This is a genomic window from Streptomyces litmocidini, assembly GCF_014649755.1.
Taxonomy (GTDB): domain Bacteria; phylum Actinomycetota; class Actinomycetes; order Streptomycetales; family Streptomycetaceae; genus Streptomyces; species Streptomyces litmocidini.
The window spans coordinates 141,328-162,136 of sequence record NZ_BMTQ01000011.1; the positions used below are offsets into that span (position 1 = coordinate 141,328).

Annotated in this window: 18 protein-coding genes; 2 read left to right on the forward strand and 16 right to left on the reverse strand. The window is 73.9% G+C overall.

The window, feature by feature from the left end; genetic code table 11:
- Positions 1-7 precede the first annotated feature (7 nt).
- Positions 8-841, reverse strand: a complete 834-nt coding sequence (locus IE180_RS23320) for a trans-aconitate 2-methyltransferase (protein WP_190158886.1) — start codon at positions 839-841, stop codon at positions 8-10.
- A gap of 163 nt (positions 842-1,004) precedes the next feature.
- On the opposite strand from IE180_RS23320, the gene IE180_RS23325 reads away from it, so the two are divergent.
- The gene (locus IE180_RS23325; protein WP_017241145.1) at positions 1,005-1,502 is read left to right on the forward strand and encodes a MarR family winged helix-turn-helix transcriptional regulator; all 498 of its coding nucleotides are present in this window, start codon (positions 1,005-1,007) and stop codon (positions 1,500-1,502) included.
- Here the strand turns inward: IE180_RS23325 and IE180_RS23330 are convergent.
- The 9 genes from IE180_RS23330 to IE180_RS23370 all read right to left on the reverse strand — a co-directional run bounded on the left by IE180_RS23330 (position 1,461) and on the right by IE180_RS23370 (position 13,839).
- Entirely contained in the window at positions 1,461-2,264 is an 804-nt protein-coding gene (locus IE180_RS23330; protein ID WP_190158887.1) for a response regulator transcription factor, read from the reverse strand. The genes IE180_RS23325 and IE180_RS23330 overlap by 42 nt on opposite strands.
- A 242-nt stretch (positions 2,265-2,506) precedes the next feature.
- Positions 2,507-3,652: a galactokinase gene (galK, locus tag IE180_RS23335; RefSeq protein WP_190158888.1), complete on the reverse strand. Its 1,146-nt coding sequence runs from the start codon at positions 3,650-3,652 to the stop codon at positions 2,507-2,509.
- Positions 3,649-4,641: a UDP-glucose 4-epimerase GalE gene (gene galE, locus IE180_RS23340; protein WP_190158889.1), complete on the reverse strand. Its 993-nt coding sequence runs from the start codon at positions 4,639-4,641 to the stop codon at positions 3,649-3,651. The genes galK and galE overlap by 4 nt, the downstream gene beginning before the upstream one ends.
- Entirely contained in the window at positions 4,638-5,681 is a 1,044-nt protein-coding gene (gene galT / locus IE180_RS23345) for a galactose-1-phosphate uridylyltransferase (protein WP_190158890.1), read from the reverse strand. Before galT ends, galE begins: the two co-directional genes overlap by 4 nt.
- A 130-nt stretch (positions 5,682-5,811) precedes the next feature.
- The gene (locus IE180_RS23350; protein ID WP_190158996.1) at positions 5,812-6,495 is read right to left on the reverse strand and encodes a helix-turn-helix transcriptional regulator; all 684 of its coding nucleotides are present in this window, start codon (positions 6,493-6,495) and stop codon (positions 5,812-5,814) included.
- A 142-nt stretch (positions 6,496-6,637) separates the two neighbouring features.
- Entirely contained in the window at positions 6,638-8,470 is a 1,833-nt protein-coding gene (locus tag IE180_RS23355; protein WP_190158891.1) for an outer membrane protein assembly factor BamB family protein, read from the reverse strand.
- Positions 8,471-8,483: 13 nt separating this feature from the next.
- Positions 8,484-10,331 carry an outer membrane protein assembly factor BamB family protein gene (locus tag IE180_RS23360; protein ID WP_190158892.1) on the reverse strand — a complete coding sequence of 616 codons (1,848 nt, stop codon included), beginning with the start codon at positions 10,329-10,331 and terminating at the stop codon, positions 8,484-8,486.
- A 138-nt stretch (positions 10,332-10,469) separates the two neighbouring features.
- Complete coding sequence (locus tag IE180_RS23365; protein ID WP_190158893.1) at positions 10,470-12,275, reverse strand: ABC-F family ATP-binding cassette domain-containing protein; 1,806 nt, start codon at positions 12,273-12,275, stop codon at positions 10,470-10,472.
- A 271-nt stretch (positions 12,276-12,546) separates the two neighbouring features.
- On the reverse strand, positions 12,547-13,839 hold the full coding sequence (locus IE180_RS23370; RefSeq protein ID WP_190158894.1) for an acyltransferase family protein: 1,293 nt from the start codon (positions 13,837-13,839) through the stop codon (positions 12,547-12,549).
- A gap of 271 nt (positions 13,840-14,110) precedes the next feature.
- On the opposite strand from IE180_RS23370, the gene IE180_RS23375 reads away from it, so the two are divergent.
- Positions 14,111-15,088, forward strand: coding sequence for a hypothetical protein (locus IE180_RS23375; protein ID WP_190158895.1), 978 nt, complete (start codon positions 14,111-14,113; stop codon positions 15,086-15,088).
- 33 nt (positions 15,089-15,121) lie between these two features.
- On the opposite strand, the gene IE180_RS23380 is transcribed toward IE180_RS23375, so the two are convergent.
- The 6 genes from IE180_RS23380 to rsmI form a co-directional block, all read right to left on the reverse strand.
- Positions 15,122-16,027, reverse strand: coding sequence for a 4-(cytidine 5'-diphospho)-2-C-methyl-D-erythritol kinase (locus IE180_RS23380; RefSeq protein ID WP_190158896.1), 906 nt, complete (start codon positions 16,025-16,027; stop codon positions 15,122-15,124).
- Complete coding sequence (rsmA, locus tag IE180_RS23385) at positions 16,024-16,920, reverse strand: 16S rRNA (adenine(1518)-N(6)/adenine(1519)-N(6))-dimethyltransferase RsmA (protein ID WP_190158897.1); 897 nt, start codon at positions 16,918-16,920, stop codon at positions 16,024-16,026. The genes IE180_RS23380 and rsmA overlap by 4 nt, the downstream gene beginning before the upstream one ends.
- 120 nt (positions 16,921-17,040) lie before the next feature.
- Entirely contained in the window at positions 17,041-18,351 is a 1,311-nt protein-coding gene (locus IE180_RS23390) for a resuscitation-promoting factor (protein ID WP_190158898.1), read from the reverse strand.
- Between the two features lie 72 nt (positions 18,352-18,423).
- Positions 18,424-19,293, reverse strand: coding sequence for a TatD family hydrolase (locus tag IE180_RS23395; RefSeq protein ID WP_190158899.1), 870 nt, complete (start codon positions 19,291-19,293; stop codon positions 18,424-18,426).
- A gap of 40 nt (positions 19,294-19,333) precedes the next feature.
- Entirely contained in the window at positions 19,334-19,753 is a 420-nt protein-coding gene (locus tag IE180_RS23400; protein ID WP_190158900.1) for a hypothetical protein, read from the reverse strand.
- A 138-nt stretch (positions 19,754-19,891) separates the two neighbouring features.
- Positions 19,892-20,779 (reverse strand): 16S rRNA (cytidine(1402)-2'-O)-methyltransferase, encoded by an 888-nt coding sequence (gene rsmI, locus IE180_RS23405; protein ID WP_190158901.1) that lies wholly within the window; start codon positions 20,777-20,779, stop codon positions 19,892-19,894.
- Positions 20,780-20,809 lie beyond the last annotated feature (30 nt).

Consider the following 20,809-nt stretch of genomic DNA (forward strand, 5'->3'; position numbering starts at 1 on the left):
CCCCCTTTCAGGGTTTCTTGCGGGCGACGGCGAAGATCCGGCGGAAGGGGAAGACCGTGCCGTGCGGGCCGGGCGGGTAGGCCTCGCGCAGGAGCCGGCGGTACTGGGCGAGGAAGGCGTCGACCGCCTCCCGGTCGTCGCCCAGGGTGGTGAGGACGGGCCGCAGGGCGGTGCCCTTGACCCAGTCCAGGACGGGGTCCTCCCCCTGGAGCAGCTGGCAGTACGTGGTCTCCCAGACGTCCGTCTCGCAGCCGAGGTCGGTGAGGCGGGTGAGGTAGTCGGCGGTGTCGAGGACGTGGACGTAGCGGCGGCCCTGGTCGCCGAGGCGGGCCCGCCACTCGGGGGTCTCGCAGAGTTCGCCGAGCAGGGCGTGGCTGGGCGAGGTGAAGTTGCCGGGGACCTGGAAGGCGAGGGTGCCGCCGGGGCGGAGGCCGTCGATCCAGGCGGCGAAGGACTCGGGGTGGTTGGGGACCCATTGGAGGGCGGCGTTGGAGACGATCAGGTCGTAGGGCTCGTCGGGGGTCCAGTGGGCGGCGTCGGCGGGCCGGAAGTCGAGCCAGCCGCCGCCCCGGGTGGTGCCCGCCCAGTCCTTCTCGGCGCGTTCCAGCATGTCGGGCGAGAGGTCGAACCCGGTGATGTGGGCGTCGGTCCACCGGTCGGCGAGGAGGACCGTCACGTTGCCGGGTCCGCAGCCGAGGTCGGCGATGCGGGCGGGGCGCCGCTGGGCGGGCAGCTGCGGTATTCGGGCGAGGAGATCGAGGAACGGGCGGGTGCGGTGGCCGGAGTGTCGGAGGTACTGCTGTGGATCCCAGGTCGGTGCGGCGGTGTCCACGGAATGCATGTTCGAAGCCCCCTTGCTGGCACGAGTTGCCGAAGCGGAACGGAGTTCCGGCGGGGTCCCTTCCCCATAGTCCAGGAAAATATATCTTGATTCCAAGATACTCGACATCGAGAAACTCGAATACAAGAGACTTTATGTCAACAGACCCTCTACACTGATCGTCATGGAGGACGAGGTCGACCGACTGGTCGCAGCATGGCGCCGCGAGCGCCCCGACCTCGACGTGGAACCACTCGAGGTGCTCAGCCGTGTCTCGCGGCTCGCCCGCCACCTCGACCGCGCCCGGCGGCTCGCCTTCTCCGAGCACCAGCTGGAGCCCTGGGAGTTCGACGTCCTCACCTCCCTGCGCCGCGCCGGAGCGCCCTACCAGCTCTCGCCCGGCCAGCTCCTCACCCAGACCCTGGTCACCTCCGGCACCATGACCAACCGCATCGACCGGCTCACCAAGAAGGGCCTCGTCGAGCGGCTCCCCGACCCCAGCGACCGGCGCGGGGTCCTGGTCCGGCTCACCCCCGAGGGCCGCGACCGCGCCGACGAGGCGCTCGCCGGGCTCCTCGCCCAGGAGCGCGCCATCCTGGCCCAGCTCTCCCGCGCCCAGCGCGGCGAGCTGGCCGCGCTGCTACGCCGGCTGACCGCCCCGTTCGACAACATCCCCGGGTAGGGCCCGCCCGGCACCGACCGGCGCCGGCTCCGCCGGGCCCACGCCCGCACGGCGGGCCAGCGCGACCGCCGCGAGCGTCGAGTGCACGCCCAGCTTCCCCAGCACGTTCTGCATGTGCGTCCGGACGGTGTGCGGGGAGAGGAAGAGGCGCTCGGCGACCGCCTTGCGGCCCAGGCCCGCGACCATGCAGCGCAGCACCTCCCGCTCGCGCGGGGTCAGCGACTCCACGAGCCGCTCGCTGTCCGTCCGGTGCCTGCGCGCCTCCGTCAGCTCCCGCAGGACCCCCGTGAGCAGCGCGGGCGGCAGATGCGTCTCGTCCCGCAGCACCCCCCGGACCACCGCGAGCAGCCGCTGCAGCGAGCAGTCCTTCGCGACCCAGCCGGAGGCCCCGGCCTGGAGCGCGAGCGCGGCCCGGCGCGGGTCGTCCCTCTCCGCGAGGACGACCGTGCGGAGCGCGGGCTGCGTCCGCCGTACGCCCACGACCAGGGAGATCCCGTCCACGGCGCCCTCGGCGTCGGCGGACGCCGGGCGGGCCACGGCCGCTCCGGCGGGCCCCGCGCCCAGCTCCGCGTCGACGAGCAGCACGTCGAACCGGCGGCCCTCCGCCGCGCCGCGCTCCAGGCAGCGCAGGGCCGCCGGACCGCTGCCGGCGGCGACGACGTCGACGTCGGGCTCCGCCGCGAGGGCGGCGGCCAGCGATTCGGCGAAGACGCGGTGGTCGTCCACCACCAGGACGCGGATGCGGGCCACGGACACTCCCAAGTGTCGAGGAACGGACCGACGCGGGTACGGCGCCGGAAGCGGGTCCGTCAAGGACACGGCCGCCGCCGTGCGTTGACTGTTGCCCCAGCTCCTGGCGCCGTACCCGACGGGTCTCGCCCCCTGAACGGCACCGGCCCCCACCGGCGCTGCCCCTCAGAGTAGGGGCGGGGCGCCGTGGTGGGGGCCGATTCGCGGAACTGTCCGAAGTCGTGTGATCGCGAGCGGTGGTCCGGGAGGGCCGTTCAGAGGCGGCGCGCGCCCGCCGAGGGGACGGCCGGGAAGATTCCCGGGGTCGCGTACCCGGCCTCGGCGAAGGCCTTCCCGACGGCGGCGGACACCTCCTCCGAGCGTCCGGTCTCCACGAGGACGACGGCGGAGCCGCCGAAGCCGCCGCCGGTCATCCGGGCGCCGAGCGCCCCGGCCGCGTTCGCCGCCTCGACGACGAGGTCCAGCTCCGGGCAGGAGACCCGCAGGTCGTCCCGGAGGGAGGCGTGGCCCTCGGTGAGGACGGCGCCGACCGCGCGGGGGGCCCCGGCGTCGAGCAGCGCGATGGTCCGCTCCACGCGCGCGTTGTCGGAGACGACGTGGCGGACGTACCTCCGGATCGTCCCGTCGCTCAGGCGGTCGAGCGCTTCGGGCAGGTGCGCGGCGCTCACTTCGCGCAGGGTGCGCACGCCGAGCGCCCGCGCGCCCGCTTCGCATCCGGCGCGCCGCTCGGCGTACGCGCCGTCCCCGAGCGCGTGCTTCACGCGGGTGTCGACGACGAGCAGCCGGAGTCCCTCCCCCGCCAGGTCGAAGGGGACCTGACGGTACGAGAGGTCCCGGGTGTCCAGATGGAGGACGTGCCCCTCCTCGGCGCAGGCGGAGGCCATCTGGTCCATGACCCCGCAGGGCACGCCGACGAAGGCGTTCTCGGCGCGCTGGGCGAGCCGGGCGAGCCCGGGGCGGGAGAGGCCGAGCCCGAACAGGTCGTTCAGGGCGAGCGCGGTGACGACCTCCAGGGCCGCCGAGGAGGACAGTCCGGCGCCGGTCGGCACGGTCGAGGCGAGGTGGACGTCGGCCCCGGCGACCGGGTGCCCCGCCTCCCGCAGCGCCCAGACGACGCCGGCGGGGTAGGCCGCCCAGCCGCCGTCGCCGCCGGGTGGCGGCTCCAGGCCCGCGACGTCCAGCTGGACGATCCCGCCGTCGACGTCGGCGGAGTGCAGGCGCAGGACGCCGTCGTCGCGGCGGGAGACGGCGGCGACGGTGGTGTGCGGCAGGGCGAGCGGCAGCACGAAGCCGTCGTTGAAGTCGGTGTACTCCCCGATGAGGTTGACCCGGCCGGGGGCGGCCCAGAGGCCGTCGGGCGCGGTGCCGTACAGCGCCTCGAAGTCGGCGGCGAGGCTCATGCGCCCTCCTCCTCGCGGAGGCGGGCGAAGGCCCAGGCGTCGGCGACGACGTCCGCGAGGTCCGGGCGGGACGGCGTCCAGCCGAGCCGCTCGCGGGCGGCCTCGGCGGAGGCGACGAGGACGGCGGGGTCGCCGGGGCGGCGCGGGGCGGTGACCTCCGGGACCGGGTGGCCGGTGACCTTGCGGACGGTCTCGATCACCTCGCGGACGGAGAAGCCGTTGCCGTTGCCGAGGTTGCAGATCAGGTGCTCGCCGGCCGGGACGGTGTCCGCGGTCATGGCGTCCAGCGCGAGGAGGTGGGCCTCGGCGAGGTCGGCGACGTGGATGTAGTCGCGGACGCAGGTGCCGTCCGGGGTCGGGTAGTCCTCGCCGTACACGGAGATCGCCTCGCGCCGGCCGAGGGCGACCTGGAGGACGAGCGGGATCAGGTGGGACTCGGGCTCGTGGCGCTCGCCGAGCGGGCCGTGGGCCCCGGCGACGTTGAAGTACCGCAACGAGACGGCGGCCAGGCCGTGGGCGGCGCACTCCCCGCCGATCATGTGGTCGACGGCCAGTTTGCTCGCCCCGTACGGGCTGGTGGGGGCGGTGGGCGCGGTCTCGGTGATCGGCACGGTCGCGGGCTCGCCGTAGGTGGCGGCGGTGGAGGAGAAGACCAGCTTGCGGACGCCGGCCGACCGCATGGCGGCGAGCAGGGCCGTGGTGCCGCCGACGTTGTTCTCCCAGTACCTCTCGGGCCGGGCGACGGACTCGCCGACCTGGGAGAAGGCGGCGAAGTGCAGGACGCCGTCGTAGGAGCCGTCGAGCCACCGCGCGGCGTCCTGGACGCGGCCCTCGACGAACTCGGCGCCGGCCGGGACGGCTTCGGGGAAGCCGGTGGAGAGGTCGTCGAGGACGGTGACCCGGTGGCCCCGCTCCAGGAGGTGGGCGGCGACCACGCTGCCCACGTACCCGGCACCTCCGGTCACCAGGTACTTCTTCGTCGTGGTCACTTGCTCGCCACCTCTCGGAGTCGTCGGGCCGCGTCCTCCGGCCGCACGTCGTTCATGAACGCGCCCATGCCGGACTCGGTGCCCGCGAGGAACTTCAGCTTGCCGGAGGCCCGTCGGACGGTGAAGAGCTCCAGGTGCAGTCCGAAGTCCTCGCGCCGCTCGTCCGCGAAGGGCGCCTGGTGCCAGGCGGCGATGTAGGGCGTCGGCGGTTCGTCCGGGCCGAAGATCCGGTCGAAGCGCCTCAAGAGTTCCAGATGGACCTGTGCGCACTCTGTGCGGGCCGCGGCGTCGAGGGCGAGCAGGTCGGGCACCCGGCGCCTGGGGTGGAGGTGGACCTCGTACGGCCAGTGGGCGGCGTACGGCACGAAGGCGATCCAGTGCTCGGTCTCCAGGACCACCCGCTCGCCGTCGGCCCGCTCCCGGGCGACGAGGTCGTCGAAGAGGTTCCGTCCGGTCGCCGCGCGGTGCTCGTCCAGGCGGCGGCGCATGGCGGCCGTCCGGGGCGTGACGTACGGGAAGGCGTAGATCTGGCCGTGCGCGTGGGGCAGGGTGACGCCGATCTCCGCGCCGCGGTTCTCGAAGCAGTAGACCTGCTCGACGCCGGGCAGGGCGGACAGGGCGGCGGTCCGGTCGGTCAGGGCGTCGAGGACGAGCGCGGCGCGTTCCTCGGTGAGGTCGGCGAAGGAGTGCGTGTGGTCGTCGGTGAAGCAGACGACCTCGCAGCGGCCGACGCCGCCGGAGAGGGAGGGGAAGCGGTTCTCGAAGACCGCCACCTCGTAGCTCTCCTCGGGGATCTCGCTCTCGCGGCCCTCCCCGGCGGGGCAGAGCGGGCAGGCGTCGGCCGGGGGGTGGTAGGTGCGGGCCTGCCGGTGCGAGGCGATGGCGACGGTGTCGCCGGTCAGCTCGTCGTAGCGGATCTCGGAGCGGGAGACCACGGGGGTGAGGGGGCGGGGGTCGACGGCGGTGCGGGCGGTGTCGTCGCGCGTGTCGTAGTAGATCAGCTCACGCCCGTCGGCGAGCGTGGTGACGGTCTTCTTCACGGGGAACCCTCCGACAGGACCAAACATAACCACGCACAAAGAATCACATTCGAACATCCCCGTCAATGGCGAAGCGGACCCCGCCCACCGGGGCCCGCCGATGTCACCCCGAAGGGGGAACGGGAAACCCTCAGGAGGAACCGCGCGGCGCCGGCACCGCCCGGTCGAGCAGCCCCGTCCGCGCCGCGAGCGCCGCCGCCTCCAGGCGCGAACCGACCCCCAGCTTCATCAGCACCCGCTGCACGTGCGTCCGCGCCGTGCTCGGCGCGATCCCCATCCCCGCCGCGATCAGCCGGGTGTCCTCGCCCTCCGCGACCCGCACCAGGACCTCCACCTCCCGCTGCGTCAGCAGCCGGAGCAGCCGCTGCGCCTCGTCGTCCGGCTGCGCCGAGGGATGCAACAGCTCCGCGAAGGCCCCCTGGAGCAGCTGCGGCGCCACCGCCGGCTCCCCCGCCCGCGCCTTCACCAGGGCCCGCTCGACGCCCTCGATGCGTTCGTCGTGGCGCACGTACCCCGAGGCCCCGGCCGCGAACGCCGCCGCGATCCCGCGCGGCGACGGCACCGGGCCGAGCACCACGACGGCCACCTGCGGCCGCTCCCGCTTGATCCGTACGACCGGGTCGAAGGTCCCCGGCGCGTCCGGCGTCGCCGTGCCCAGCAGGCAGACCTCCGGCGCCCGGCCCACCACCAGCTCCGCCGCCCCCGCCACCGGCGCGGCCGCCGCGAGCACCCGGTGCCCGCGCAGCTTCAGCGCCGAGGCGAGCGCCTCCGCGAGCAGGCGGTGGTCGTCCACCACCACGAGGCGTACGCCCATCCCGGTCATCCCCCCTCCTCCTGGCCGGCCGGACGCCCCGGCGGCCTGACCCGGCAAGCTACACGCTCCCCCGCCCCGGCCGCCGACATGCGCGAGGGCCCCTCCGGATCACCGGAGGGGCCCTCGGCCGTCTGGCGGGCCGTCAGTGCCCGACGGAGAAGGAGACGAGCAGGTACTCCTTGATGCCGCCCGCCGAGGTCGACTGCCGGGGCTTGCTGACCATCGTCTCCGAGATGAAGAACCGGCCGTCCCGGTAGAGGAGTTCGGCGCCGTTCAGGCTGAAGCTGTTCTCGACGTCGTGGATCGACTTGTCCCCCGGGTTCTCCAGGAGCAGCGTCTCCTTCATCGTGCCGCCGTCGATCGACACGATCCGCCCGCCCTTGTCGTACGGCGGGGCCTTGTAGGCGATGAGGTTCCCGCCGTCCATGCGGAGCGGGACCAGGGTGTACTTGTCACCCGCGTCGGCCTTCTCCGGCACCGTGCGCCCGGTGGCCAGGTCGAAGGCGATGACCTCGTTGGTCTCGTCGCCGTACTCGCCGCTGCTGCCCTCGTGCTCCTCGGTCGGCACGTACAGCCGGCCGTTGCCGACGAGGGCCTGGCTGCAGGACTCGACCTCGGTCGAGCGGCAGCGGGCCGCGTACTGGTCCGCGTCCGCCGTGATCTTCGCCTTCAGCTTCCCGGTCTTCTCGTCGATCGAGAAGAAGTCCGAGATGCCGCTGCCGTCACCGGCGGTGTCGCCGACGTCGGACGCGACGACCAGCGGCTTGGTGGAGACGACCGAGGCGTACTTCGCGCCGGGCGGCATCTGGTACTGCGAGATCGGGGCGCCCGTCGTCGGGTTGAGGTTCTGGATCAGCACCTTCGGGCTGTCGTACTGCCCGCACCTGCGGACCGCGACGAGTCCCTCGCCGCCGCCGTACCCCATGTCGTAGCAGTTCTGGTCGTTGGCCTGCGGCTTCCAGCGCGGGTTGCCGTTGGCGAGGTCGAAGGCGGCGCCGCCGTCGGTGCCGCCGGCCGCCACGGTCGCCCCGCTGAGCGTGACCTCGTTGAACCGCACCTTCTGGTCGCCGGCGGAACCGCCGGTGACCGAGGTCGACCACAGCAGCTTGCCGGTCTTCAGGTCGACCACGCCGACCTCGGTGCACGGCTGGTAGTAGCGCGGCCCCACCCGCTTGGTGGCCTCGAAGAGGATCGGTGCCCTGTCGTCCGCGGTGACGTGGCGCGAGGCGCCGCAGACCTGGCCGGTCAGCGGCAGCGTCCACAGGACGGTGCCCTTGTCCAGGTCGTAGGCGACGAGCGAGTTGACGCCCGGCTTCACGAACGCCTTGTCGGTGATCCAGGAACCGGAGACGTCGGTGATGTCCGCGACCTTCGGCTCCGGCACCTGGAAGGCCAGCTTGGCCCGGGTGTTCGCCGGGGCCTTCTCCTCGCCCCCGCCGCCGAGACCCTTGCCGCCGGTGTCGCCGCCCCCGGAGGAGCCCTGCGAGGTGCCGCCCGTGCCCTTGGCCTCGCCGCCCCCGTCACCGCCGCCGGAGTTGGCGTACCAGATGCCGACGCCGATGATCAGGACCACGGCGACGACCGCCGCGATGACGATCTGGAGCTGCGCCGACAGCTTCTTGCCGCCGCCCGGTGCCGGGGGCGGGGTGGGCTGCTGGTAGCCGCCGTACTGCGGCTGCTGCGGCTGGGTCGGATAGCCGTACGGGGGCTGGCCCGGCTGCTGCGGGGGGTAGCCGCCGTACTGCTGGGGCTGCTGCGGCGCGGTGGGGTGGCCGTACGCCGGGGGCTGCTGCGGGTGGCCGTAGCCCGGATCGGGCTGGGCCGGCTGCTGCGGATAGCCGTAACCCGGATCGGGCTGGGCCGGCTGCTGCGGATAGCCGTAACCCGGCTGCTGCTGCGGCGGCGGAGGCGTCGGGGCGCCGAAGCCGCCCTGGGGGTCCGGCGGTTGGTTCGGCGGCGGGGGTGGCTGCGTCATCGGTCCGTGTACCTCACTTGCTGAAGGCCATCATCGTCTTGACCTGCATCTCGTCCTTGTCGTTGGACGCCGACACACGTCCGCTCGCCACCACGAAGGTGCCGCTGCCGTAGGCGAAGCTCGCGTCGTAGAAGTTGCTCTCGATCTCGGCGGTCGAGGCCGGGTGCTGGAGCAGGATCTTCGGCGCGCCGCCGGTCGGGGCGAGGGTGGCGACGGCGCCGCCCTTGTCGTACGACGGGTCCACGTACAGCAGGACCTGCCCGCCCTCCATGCGCAGCGGGGTCATCGGCTGGTCGCCGGGGGCCTTGGAACGCCACTTGGGCTTGCCGGTGTTCAGGTCGAAGGCGACGACCTCGTTGCCCTTGCCGTAGCCGGTCTCCGTGGCCATGTAGAAGGTGTTCGCGTCGGCCGCGACGCCCGTGCAGCCCGAGAGGTTCTTGCCGAAGATGACGAAGCTGCCGCCGCACGAGGGCGCGAACTTGTCGTTGCCGCCCTGGATCTGGGAACGCAGCTTGCCGTTGGCGTTCAGCGCGAAGACGGACCACTTCTTCTGGTCGCGCTGGGTGGCCGAGACGACCAGCGGGTCGACCGAGTAGACCTTGTCGACCTCCCAGTTCGCCTCCAGCTGGAAGGTGAACCTGGGCTTGCCGGTGGCGGGGTCGACCTCGCCCACCGCCTGGATCTTCTTGGAGGTGCTGCCCGACGGGCAGTCCATGGCGGCGATCAGCTTGCTGCCGCCCGCGTAGGCGAAGGGCTTGCAGCCGCTGTCGGGGCTCTTGAAGAGCTGGTGGCCGTCGGCGAGGGAGAAGCCGTACGCGCTGCTGGAACCGGCGGCGGTGACCGTGTTGCCGCTGATGGCCAGGGTGTTGTCGGAGAAGGCGAAGAAGCCCGTGGCCTTCGGAACGGCCTTCTTCCAGCCGGCCTTGCCCGTCTTGAGGTCGACCTTCTGGAGCTGGGTGCACTTGGCGCCGTCCTTGGCGCTCTCGGCGTACCCGAAGACCATGGTGCCGTCGGCGGCGGGCTGCGGCGGGGCCGCGCACAGCTCGAACGGCAGGTCGACGTGCCACTTGCGCTTGCCGTCGCCCAGGCCGTAGCCGTCGACGCCCTTGTACATCGCCTTGACGACGGTGTCGCCGACGATCCACGGGCCGAAGACGTCGGAGCCGTTGCGGGGCAGGTCGACGTCGTTCTTCAGCAGCCAGTCGACCTTCGCCTCGCCGGCCTGGCGGCCCGCGTTGAGGTCCTCCTCGCCGTTGCCGCCGTCGCCCGTGCCGTCGCCCTGGTCCACCGACTCGGTGGGCTTGGGGGCGCCGGAGGGGGTGGCCGTGGCGGTGGGCTGCGCGACCGGGTCCTTCTCGTCGTCCCCGCCGACGACGGCCCAGGTCGTGACGGCGGCGACCAGGACGGCCGCGGCGGCCACGCCCGCGACGACACCGGTCCGGCCCTTGAACGGACCGCCGCCGGAGGGCGGGGGCGGGGTGGGGGCGCCCTGGTACATGGGCTGGGTCGGGTGGCCGCCGTAGGGGTTCTGCTGCTGACCGTACGGACCGGGCTGCGGCACCTGGCCGGGCTGGCCCTGCTGCGGGTAGCCGTACGGCTGCGGCTGACCGTACGGGCCGGGCTGCCCGTACGGACCGGGCTGCGGGGCCTGGCCCGGCTGCTGCGGATATCCGTACCCCGGCTGCGCGGGCTGTCCGTACGGTCCCGGCGCGGCCGGCGGCGGGGACTGCGGGGCGGGCGGGGTCTGCGGTGCCTGCGGCGGGACCGGCGGGACGGGCGGCATGCCCTGGCCCGGTCCCTGGCCCGGGTCCTGCGGGGCTCCGAAGCCCCCCGGCGGCTGGTTGCTGGGCGGCTGGGTCATCAGCGGTTCCCCCTTGACGTGAACGGGTTTTCTTTCTACCACTCACGCGCTGGCGCAAAAGCGACCGGTCCACCCCTTGTACCCAAGGGAGGACCGGCCTGTGATGCCCTCGTTATGCGTCGCGGATGCGAAGTGCGGCTACGCGTCCTCGGCCAGCTCCAGCCACCGCATCTCCAATTCCTCCCGCTCCCCCGCGAGTTCCCTGAGCTCCGCGTCGAGCTTCGCCACCTTCTCGAAATCGGTGGCGTCGTCGGCGATCTGCGCGTGCAGCTTCGCCTCCTTGTCGGAGAGCCTGTCGAGCTGGCGCTCGACCTTCTGCAGCTCCTTCTTGGCCGCGCGGGCGTCGGCGGCGGAGACGCCCTGCTTCTGCTGCGCGGGCGCGGCGGCGGGTGCCGGGACCGACGCCTCGATCATCTTCCGGCGCCGCTCCAGGTACTCGTCGATGCCGCGCGGCAGCATCCGCAGGGCCTTGTCGCCGAGCAGCGCGAACGTCCGGTCCGTGGTGCGCTCGAGGAAGAACCGGTCGTGGGAGATGACGATCATGGAGCCCGGCCAGCCGTCGAGGAGGTCCTCCAGCTGCGTCAGGGTCTCGATGTCGAGGTCGTTGGTGGGCTCGTCGAGGAAGAGGACGTTCGGCTCGTCCATCAGCAGGCGCAGCAGCTGGAGGCGGCGGCGCTCACCGCCGGAGAGGTCGCCGACCGGCGTCCACTGCTTCTCCTTGGAGAAGCCGAACTGCTCGCAGAGCTGTCCGGCCGTCATCTCGCGGCCCTTGCCGAGGTCGACCCGGTCGCGGATCTGCTGGACGGCCTCCAGGACGCGCAGCGTGGCGGGGAGTTCGGTGACGTCCTGCGAGAGGTAGGCGAGGCGGACGGTCTTGCCGACGACGATCCTTCCGGCGGCCGGCTGCTTCTCGCCCTGGGTGACGGCCGCCTCGGCGAGCGCCCGCAGGAGTGAGGTCTTGCCCGCGCCGTTGACGCCGACGAGACCGATGCGGTCACCGGGCCCGAGCTGCCAGGTGAGGTGCTTGAGCAGCTCCTTGGGGCCGGCGGTGATGCCCACGTCCTCCAGGTCGAAGACCGTCCTGCCGAGGCGGGCGTTGGCGAACTTCATCAGCTCGCTGGTGTCCCGCGGCGGCGGCACGTCGGCGATCAGCTCGTTCGCGGCCTCGATGCGGTAGCGGGGCTTGGAGGTGCGGGCGGGGGCGCCGCGCCGCAGCCAGGCCAGCTCCTTGCGCATCAGGTTCTGCCGCTTGGCCTCCTCCGTGGCCGCGATCCGCTCGCGCTCGGCGCGGGCGAAGACGTAGTCGGAGTAGCCGCCCTCGTACTCGTGCACGGCACCGCGCTGCACGTCCCACATGCGGGTGCAGACCTGGTCGAGGAACCAGCGGTCGTGGGTGACGCAGACGAGCGCCGAGCGGCGGGTCTGGAGGTGGCCGGCGAGCCAGGCGATGCCCTCGACATCGAGGTGGTTGGTGGGCTCGTCGAGGACGATCAGGTCCTGGTCCTCGATGAGGAGCTTGGCGAGCGCGATGCGCCGCCGCTCGCCGCCGGAGAGCGGGCCGATGACCGTGTCGAGGCCCTGCTCGAAGCCGGGCAGGTCGAGTCCGCCGAAGAGGCCGGTGAGCACGTCGCGGATCTTGGCGCTGCCCGCCCACTCGTGGTCGGCCATGACGCCGATGACCTCGTGCCGGATGGTGGCCTTCGGGTCGAGGGAGTCGTGCTGGGTGAGCACCCCGAGGCGGAGGCCGCCGCTGTGGGTGACGCGGCCGGTGTCGGCCTCCTCCAGCTTGGCGAGCATCCGGATGAGGGTGGTCTTGCCGTCGCCGTTGCGTCCGACGACCCCGATCCGGTCCCCCTCGGAGACGCCGAGCGAGACCCCGTCGAGCAGGGCACGGGTGCCGTACACCTTGCTGACGGCCTCGACATTGACCAGGTTGACGGCCACGTTCACTCCTGTACGGGGGATCGATCGACGTCCAAGGGTACGTCGCCGCACTCTCGCCGCCCGACCGGTGGACCCCGCCCCGGATCGCCGTCGAGCCGGTGGCCGGGGCCGTCGTCCACAGCACGGCGGCCCCGCCGGCCGGGGCCGGGTCGCACGGCCACGAGCACGCCGCCGCGACGGTCGCCACGACGGCCTCGTCCTCCCCGGACCGGCCACGGTGCCCACCCCCGACCCGGAGGCCTCGTCGTCCTCCGCGGAGGCCGGGCGGCCGTCATCGCGACCCGATCCGCCCCGCCCGCTCGACGAGCAGCCAGCCCGCCAGGGCCAGGCCGACGGCCGCCGGGGCCGTGACCGGGACGGCGATCAGCGTCGCCGCGTGGCCGTCGAGGAGCCCGCCGAAGCCCGTCAGGGACAGCCCCAGGACGCCGAAGAGGGCGAGGGTGATGCCGAGGGCGGCGAGGGGGCCGCCCTCGCCGGTCGCCGGGGCGGCCGGGACCGGGGCCTCGAAGCGGCGGAAGACGGCGACGAGCAGGGCGGTGAGCAGGCCCGCCGCGAGGAACCTCGGCAGCACCTGGGCCCACCAGGCACCGGAGGCGGGGGCCGGGAGCCCCACGCCGAGGCCGAGCATCGCCCCGTACACGCCGAGCATGGCCGTCAGGTGCCACAGGAACGCCGTCATCGCGATCCCGTTGGCGGCGACCACCGTCCGCCACACCCCGGCACGGGCGACGAGCCGCGCGCCCGGGCCCCTCAGCAGCTCGACCGCGCCGACCAGCCACAGCCCGTGGCAGAGCAGGGCGAGGGTCGGCGGGGCCATGTTCGACACCTTCTCCCCGGGCATGCCCACCATCGACAGCGGGTACGGCCCGAGGGCGACCAGCGCGGTCGCGCCGACGAGGCCCGCGGCGGCGAGCGCGGCCGGGCGGCGGATCATGCCGTCGGCGCGGAGGAAGCCGAGCTGGTGGACGGCGAGCCACACGAAGGCGAAGTTCAGGAACTCGACGAAGGGGACGTCCGCCGCGAACCGCAGCACGTCCACCGCGACCGCGCCGCCGGCGAGCGCGCCGAACGCGCCCCAGCCCCACCGCTCGTGCAGCCGCAGCAGCGGCGGCGTGAAGGCCACCATCGCGAGGTAGATCCCGATGAACCACAGCGGCTGCGTGACGAGCCGCAGCGCGACCCCGGCGAGTCCCCCGTCGGCGCCGGACAGCTGGAGCACCAGCGCGGCCGCGCCCCACACCCCGACGAACACCATCGTCGGCCGCAGCAGCCGCTGGAGCCGGGCCCGCAGGAAGGCCGCGTACCGGGGGCGGGAGCGGTGGGCGAGGGCGTGCGAGAAGCCGCCGACGAAGAAGAACACCGGCATCACCTGGAACGCCCAGGTCACCACCTGGAGCTCCGGCACGACGGCGAGGAGGTTCCCGACCTGCCCGTCGGCGGTGACGGCCGCCATCAGCCAGTGGCCGAGGACGACGACCGCGAGCGAGGCGACCCGGAGCAGGTCGACGTACCGGTCCCGCGACGCCGGCGTGGCGGCGGCGAGTTCACGCGCGCTGATTCCCATGCGGGTACGGTCCCGCGACCTCCCGGTCCGCCGTCAGGGCGCGCATACTCAAACCGGTGGCTGAGTACGGGGGACCGGGCGGCGCGCGGTGCGGAACGGGTTCCGGGCTCCGGCGGTGCGGACGTGGCGCCCCGCCCCGCGCGACGCGCTGCCAACCGGCTCCATGGCGTCGGCCACGCGGGCGACCTCCCGGCCACGGCTGCCGCGCTCCCCGGCCGGTGAACCGCCAGCCTCTCCTCAGACCACCCGCACCCCCCACGAGGAGAAGCCCATGTCGAGACGCCCACGTCTGGTCGCCGTCGCCGTCGCCACCGCGGCCCTCACCCTGCTCGCCGCCGGCCCGGCGTCGGCCGGCGACCCGACCGTGACCCATCCCCGCGTCGTCGCCCACTTCGACTTCGGCCGGGGGGAGACCCCGGAGAACATCGCCCTGGAGCCGGACGGCTCCGCCCTGCTGACCTTCGCCTTCGCCCACAAGGTGGTGCGGGTCGGCAAGGACGGGTCCGGACCGACGGAGATCGCGACCCTCCCCGCGGTGACCGACCCCTCGGGGGCCCTCGTCACGGGCCTCGCCCGCGCCCACGACGGCACCCTGTACGTCGCCTACGTCACCGGCACCGAGGAGGAGAACGGCGTCTGGCGCATCCGCCCCGACGGCGGCGCGCCCCAGCGGGTCGTGAAGGTGCCCGTCGACGGCTTTCCCAACGGCCTCGCCCTCGACGAGAGGTGCGGCACCCTGTACGTCGCCGACTCGGCGCGGGGCGTCGTGTGGACCGCGCCGGTGCCGGACGAGGGCGACGAGGTGGACGCGACGGTCTGGGCCGGCGGCCCGGCCCTCCGGCCGACCGCGGCGCTGCCCTTCGGCGCCAACGGCCTCAAGCTCCACCACGGCGCGGTCTGGGTGTCCAACACCGCCCTCGGCACCCTGCTCCGCATCCCGTTCGAGAAGGACCGCACCGCGGGGGCGATCGAGACCAGGGCGACCGGACTCACCGGGATCGACGACTTCGCCTTCGCGGGGCACGGCGACACGGCCCTCGCCGCGCTGAACACGCCGAGCAAGCTCGAACTCGTCCGGCACGACGGCACCCACAAGACCGTCCTCACCGGCACGGACGGCCTGTCCAACCCGACCTCGGTGGCGGTGCGCGCCAAGACCGTCTACGTGCCCAGCGCGTCCTACTTCGCCCCTGCGGGGCAGAAGGACCCGAACCTCCTCCTGGCCCGCGTCTCCAGGAACAAGCTCTAGGGGACGCCTTGCCGACCGGGCCGGGCTCTCGGGTCAGCCCCGGCCCAGGACGACCGCGCCCGGCGCCGGGGACGTCGCCGTGCGGGCCGTGCGGCAGGTGCCCGAGGCGGTGAGGGCGGCGGCGACCGCGGTCGCCGCCTCCGCGTCCTTCACCAGGAACGCCGTCGTCGGGCCCGAGCCGGAGACCAGGGCCGCGAGGGCGCCCGCGTCGGTGCCGGCCGCCAGGGTCGCGGCGAGCGAGGGCCGCAGGGAGAGCGCCGGGGCCTGGAGGTCGTTGGCGAGGGTGGCGGCGAGCGCGGCGGTGTCGCCGGTCGCCAGGGCCTCCAGGAGGGCCGGCGAAGCGGCCGGCTCGGGGATGTCCACGCCCTCCGCGAGGCGGTCGAACTCGCCGAACACCACGGGGGTCGAGAGCCCGCCGTCGGCGACGGCGAACACCCAGTGGAAGGTGCCGCCGACCGGAAGCCCCGTCAGCCTCTCGCCGCGCCCGGTGCCGAGCGCCGCCCCGCCGACGAGGCTGAACGGCACGTCGGAGCCGAGTTCCGCGCAGATCTCCAGGAGCACGTCCCGGGGCGTGTCGAGGCCCCAGAGCGCGTCGCAGGCGAGCAGCGCGCCCGCCCCGTCCGCGCTGCCGCCGGCCATGCCTCCGGCGACCGGGATGTCCTTCTCGATGTGCAGGTGCACGTCGGGGGCGATGCCGTGCCGGGCGGCGAGCAGCTCGGCGGCGCGCGCGGCCAGGTTGGTGCGGTCCAGCGGCACCTTGTCGGCGTCCGGGCCCTCGCAGGTGACCGTCAGCGCCTCGGCGGGGGTGGCGGTCACCTCGTCGTACAGGGAGACGGCGAGGAAGACGTTCGCCAGGTCGTGGAAGCCGTCGGGGCGGGCCGCGCCGACGGCGAGCTGTGCGTTGACCTTGGCGGGAACCCGTACGGTCACGCCGCTCATGCCGTCGCCTCCGGCGTGTTCACCGGCTTGTTCTCCGCGATCCGCGCGAACTCCTCCACCGTCAGCGACTCGCCCCGCGCCTGCGGCGAGATCCCGGCCTTCACGAGGGCCTCCTCCGCGGCCGCGGGCGAGCCCGCCCAGGTCGCGAGGGCCGCGCGCAGGGTCTTGCGGCGCTGTGCGAAGGCCGCGTCGACGGCCGCGAAGACCTCCTGGCGGCTCGCGGTGGTGGGGAGGGGTTCGGTGCGGCGGACGAGGGAGACGAGACCCGAGTCGACGTTCGGCGCGGGCCAGAAGACGTTGCGGCCGATGGCCCCGGCGCGCTTGACCTCCGCGTACCAGTTGGCCTTGACGGAGGGGACCCCGTACACCTTGTTGCCGGGCTTGGCGGCGAGCCGGTCGGCGACCTCGGCCTGGACCATGACGAGGGTCCGCTCGATGGTCGGGAACCGCTCCAGCATGTGGAGCAGGACGGGCACGGCCACGTTGTACGGCAGGTTCGCGACGAGCGCGGTGGGCGGCGGGCCCGGGAGCTCCTCGACGTGCATGGCGTCGGAGTGGACGAGCGCGAAGCGGTCCTTCTTCTGCGGCATGCGGGCGGCGATGGTGGCCGGGAGCGCGGCGGCGAGGACGTCGTCGATCTCGACGGCCGTCACGCGGTCGGCGGCCTCCAGGAGGGCCAGGGTGAGGGAGCCGAGCCCGGGGCCCACCTCCACGACCACGTCCTCGGGCCGCACCTCGGCCGTGCGGACGATCCGCCGGACGGTGTTGGCGTCGATGACGAAGTTCTGGCCCTTCTGCTTCGTGGGGCGCACGCCGAGGGCGGCGGCCAGCTCACGGATGTCGGCGGGGCCGAGGAGGGCGTCGGGGCTTTCGGGGCCGGTGGTGGTGCTCACCGGTACAGCGTACGGGGCCCCGGTGCGGCCGACCTACGGCTCACCGGTCCGGCCCCGTCCGCCGGCGGGCTCACCGGTCCGGCCCCGTCCGCCGGCGGGCCCACCGGTCCGGCCGCGCGCTCACCGGTACAGCCGGCGGCCGCAGTGGGGCCAGGGGCTCGCGCCCCGCTGCACGTACAGCTTCTTCGCGCGGAACGTCTGCTCGGCGGCGGGCGCGTTCTGGGCGGTGCCGGTGCCGCCGAGGGCGTGCCAGGTGCCGGGGTCGAACTGGTAGAGCCCGCCGTACGTCCCCGAGGGGTCGACCGCGTTCGGGCGGCCGCCGGACTCGCAGGCGGCGAGGGCGCCCCAGTCGAGGCCGTCGGCGCCGGTGACGGAGGCGGGCAGCGGCCGGGTGCCGATCCGCACCTTGCGGCTGACGGGTTCGCGGACGATCTCCTCGCCGGTCCTGCGGGGCCGCTGCGCGACGCCGTTGACCGTGCGCAGGCTGTACGTGACGCGGCGGACGCCCGGGGCGCCCTGCCGTTCGACGACCTCGGTGCCGGCGAAGAGCGCGGGGTCGTGGACCTGCTCGACGGCGTACGGGACGGACTCCTCCCGCACCTGCCGGGAGCCGGTGACGCGCAGCACGTTCACGGTCTGGCCGTCGCGCGGGAAGGAGCCGGCCGGCACGGAGGTGGTGTCCTGTCCGGAGAGCGTGATCCCGGCCTCGGCGAGGGCCTCCCGGACGGTGGCGGCGTTCGTGCGGACGGTCCGCTCGCGCCCGTCGGCCAGGAAGGTGACGGCCCGCTCGGTGCGGACGTCGAGGGCGAGGCCCTGGCGGGAGATCGCGGCGCCGCGGGAGGCCGACAGGTGGGCGCCCTCCGCGCGGACCCCGAGCTGGCGCAGCGCCCCTTCGACGGTCCCGGCGGTCGTCCACACCTGGCGGCGGTGTCCGTCGACGGTGAGGGAGACCGGCCGCCCGTACCGGACGACGACGTCGTCGCCGTCGGCCAGGGCCTGGTGGGGGCCGGGGGCGACGATGTCGTGCTCGCCGACGGCGACGCCCTCGTCGGCGAGGAGCTCGGCGACGTCGTCGGCGAAGGTGTGGAGGGTGCGCGGGACGCCGTCGACGGTGAGCTCGACGGCCTTGTCGTCGGCGACGAAGGCGCTGGTGCCGCCGGCCAGGAAGACGACGACGAGGGCCTGCGGGACGAGCTTCCGCAGTCCTTCCGCGGCGGCTCCGGCGCCCCCGGAAGCCTTGCGGCGGCGGGCGGCGCGGCGGGACCCGGCCCGGGAGCCCTGCCCGGGGACGGCGCCGGGTGCGGGCGCCGCCCCGGGCGCGGGGGCGACGGGGACGACGAGGGGCGCGGTCATGGTCGGCTGCTCGTGCAGGGGCAGCGTGGCGGTCGCCGCCCGCCGTCCGGCCCGGTGACTGCCCTGGGAAGTGCTCACGAGGCCGGGACCCTAGCCCCGGTCCCGGTCACGCTCCACGACGACCCGACTACTCCACGTAACTGTTATGTATCAGTAATCGAAGGCGCGGGCCGTGTTCGCGGCGATCGCCCCGGCCAGCTCGTTCTCCCCCATGCCCCGGACCTCCGCCATGGCCCGGACGGTGACCGGGATCAGGTACGGGGCGTTGGGGCGGCCCCGGAACGGCGCGGGGGTGAGGAAGGGGGCGTCGGTCTCGACGAGGACCAGCTCCAGCGGGGCGACCGCGAGGGCGTCCCGCAGCGGCTGGGCGTTCTTGAAGGTGACGTTGCCGGCGAAGGACATGTAGTAGCCCTTGGCGGCGCAGATCCCGGCCATCTCCGCGTCGCCGGAGTAGCAGTGGAAGACGGTCCGCTCGGGGGCGCCCTCCTCGTCCAGGACGCGCAGCACGTCGGCGTGGGCCTCCCGGTCGTGGATGACGAGGGCCTTGCCGTGCCGCTTGGCGATCTCGATGTGGGCACGGAAGGAACGCTCCTGCGCGGCGACGCCCTCGGGTCCGGTGCGGAAGAAGTCGAGGCCGGTCTCGCCGACCCCCCGGACGTGCGGCAGGGCGGCGAGCCGGTCGATCTCGTTCAGGGCGTCGTCGAGGGCCGCGTCGCCGCCGCCCCGCCGGGCGCCCTGGCGGGACCGGCCGTCGGGGTCGCCGAGGACGATCCTGGGCGCCTCGTTGGGGTGCAGCGCGACGGCCGCGTGCACGTTCTCGTGGGCGGCGGCCGTCTCGGCGGCCCACTGCGAGCCCTTCACGTCGCAGCCGACCTGGACGACCGTGGTCACGCCGACGGCGGCGGCCTTGATCAGCGCCTCCTCGACGGTCCCGGACTGCAGGTCCATGTGGGTGTGCGAGTCCGCGACCTCCACGAGGAGGGGTTCGGGCAGCGGCGGCGGGGCGTCCTTGGCACTCATGGCCCCGATCGTACGAGGACCATGAGTGCCCCCGCGTGGCCTACTGGTGACGCCGGAAGGGGTGGAAGAGGTCCGACAGGTGCCAGTGGTGCGGCACCGGCGGCTTCTCGGGAGCGTCCTCGGTCAGCTCCTGGCCGATGGGACCGGCCGGCGAGACGGGCTTCGTCGCCCGCGCCCCGTGGTGGTGCTTCTCGGTCGCGGCGATCAGGTCGAGCACCGACGACACCTGCCCCGCGCGCATGATGCGGACGACGTGGCCGCCGCAGTTCATGCAGGTGGGACTGGACAGCGGGGACGGTACCCGCTCCCCGTCGGCCTTGTAGACGACGAATTCCTGTCCGGCGGCGTCGACGTGGTGCTCGATGTCGTACGCCTGCTCCCAGCCGTATCCACAGCGCATGCAGGCGAAGGCGTACGCCTCATGGGCGACGGATATGCCGGTGCCGGTGATCTCGCTCATGCCAGCTCCTCTCCACTGATCAGTGGACGCCTTTTCGGGCCGGAGCGCATCAGCGGGGAAGGAACCATGGAAGGCTTTTGGCTCTTCCCTTGCCAAGCGCCCTGGGAAGAGACCCGGCGCCGGTTTCGGCTTTGCCTTTCAGATTAGTCCTTTACCCTTTCCGGGGCCTGATGCGTCCGCGTTCTTTGCCGCGACCACGGCATCGAACACCTCCCGCTTGGGAAGCCCCGCCTCGGCCGCGACGGCGGCGATCGCCTCCTTGCGGCGCTCCCCCGCCTCCTCGCGCACCCGCACCCTGCGCACCAGCTCCTCCGCGTCGAGCTCGGCGGGCCCGGTCTCCGGGGCGCCCTCGACGACGACGGTGATCTCGCCCCGCACGCCCTCCGCGGCCCAGGCGGCGAGCTCGGCCAGCGGGCCGCGCTTGACCTCCTCGTACGTCTTGGTCAGCTCGCGGCAGACGGCGGCCCGGCGCTCGGCGCCGAAGACCTCGGCCATCGCGGCGAGGGTGTCGTCGAGCCGGTGCGGGGCCTCGAAGTACACGAGCGTCCTCCGCTCGTCCGCGACCTCGCGCAGACGTCCGAGCCGCTCGCCGGCCTTCCTCGGCAGGAAGCCCTCGAAGCAGAAGCGGTCCACGGGGAGGCCGGAGAGGGCGAGCGCGGTGAGCACGGCGGACGGGCCGGGCACGGCCGTCACCTTGATGTCCCGCTCGACGGCGGCGGCGACGAGCCGGTAGCCGGGGTCCGAGACGGACGGCATGCCCGCGTCGGTCACCAGCAGCACGCGCGCGCCGCCGGCCAGCGCCTCGACCAGCTCGGGCGTACGGGCGGACTCGTTCCCCTCGAAGTACGAGACGACCCGGCCCGTGGTGTGGATGCCGAGCGCCCGGGTGAGGCCGCGCAGCCTCCGGGTGTCCTCGGCGGCCACGATGTCCGCGCTCTCCAGTTCGGTGGCGAGCCGGGGCGGGGCGTCCGCGATGTCACCGATGGGGGTCCCTGCGAGTACCAGCGTTCCTGTCACACGGAACATCCTCCCAGCCCGGACAGGCGACTCGCACAG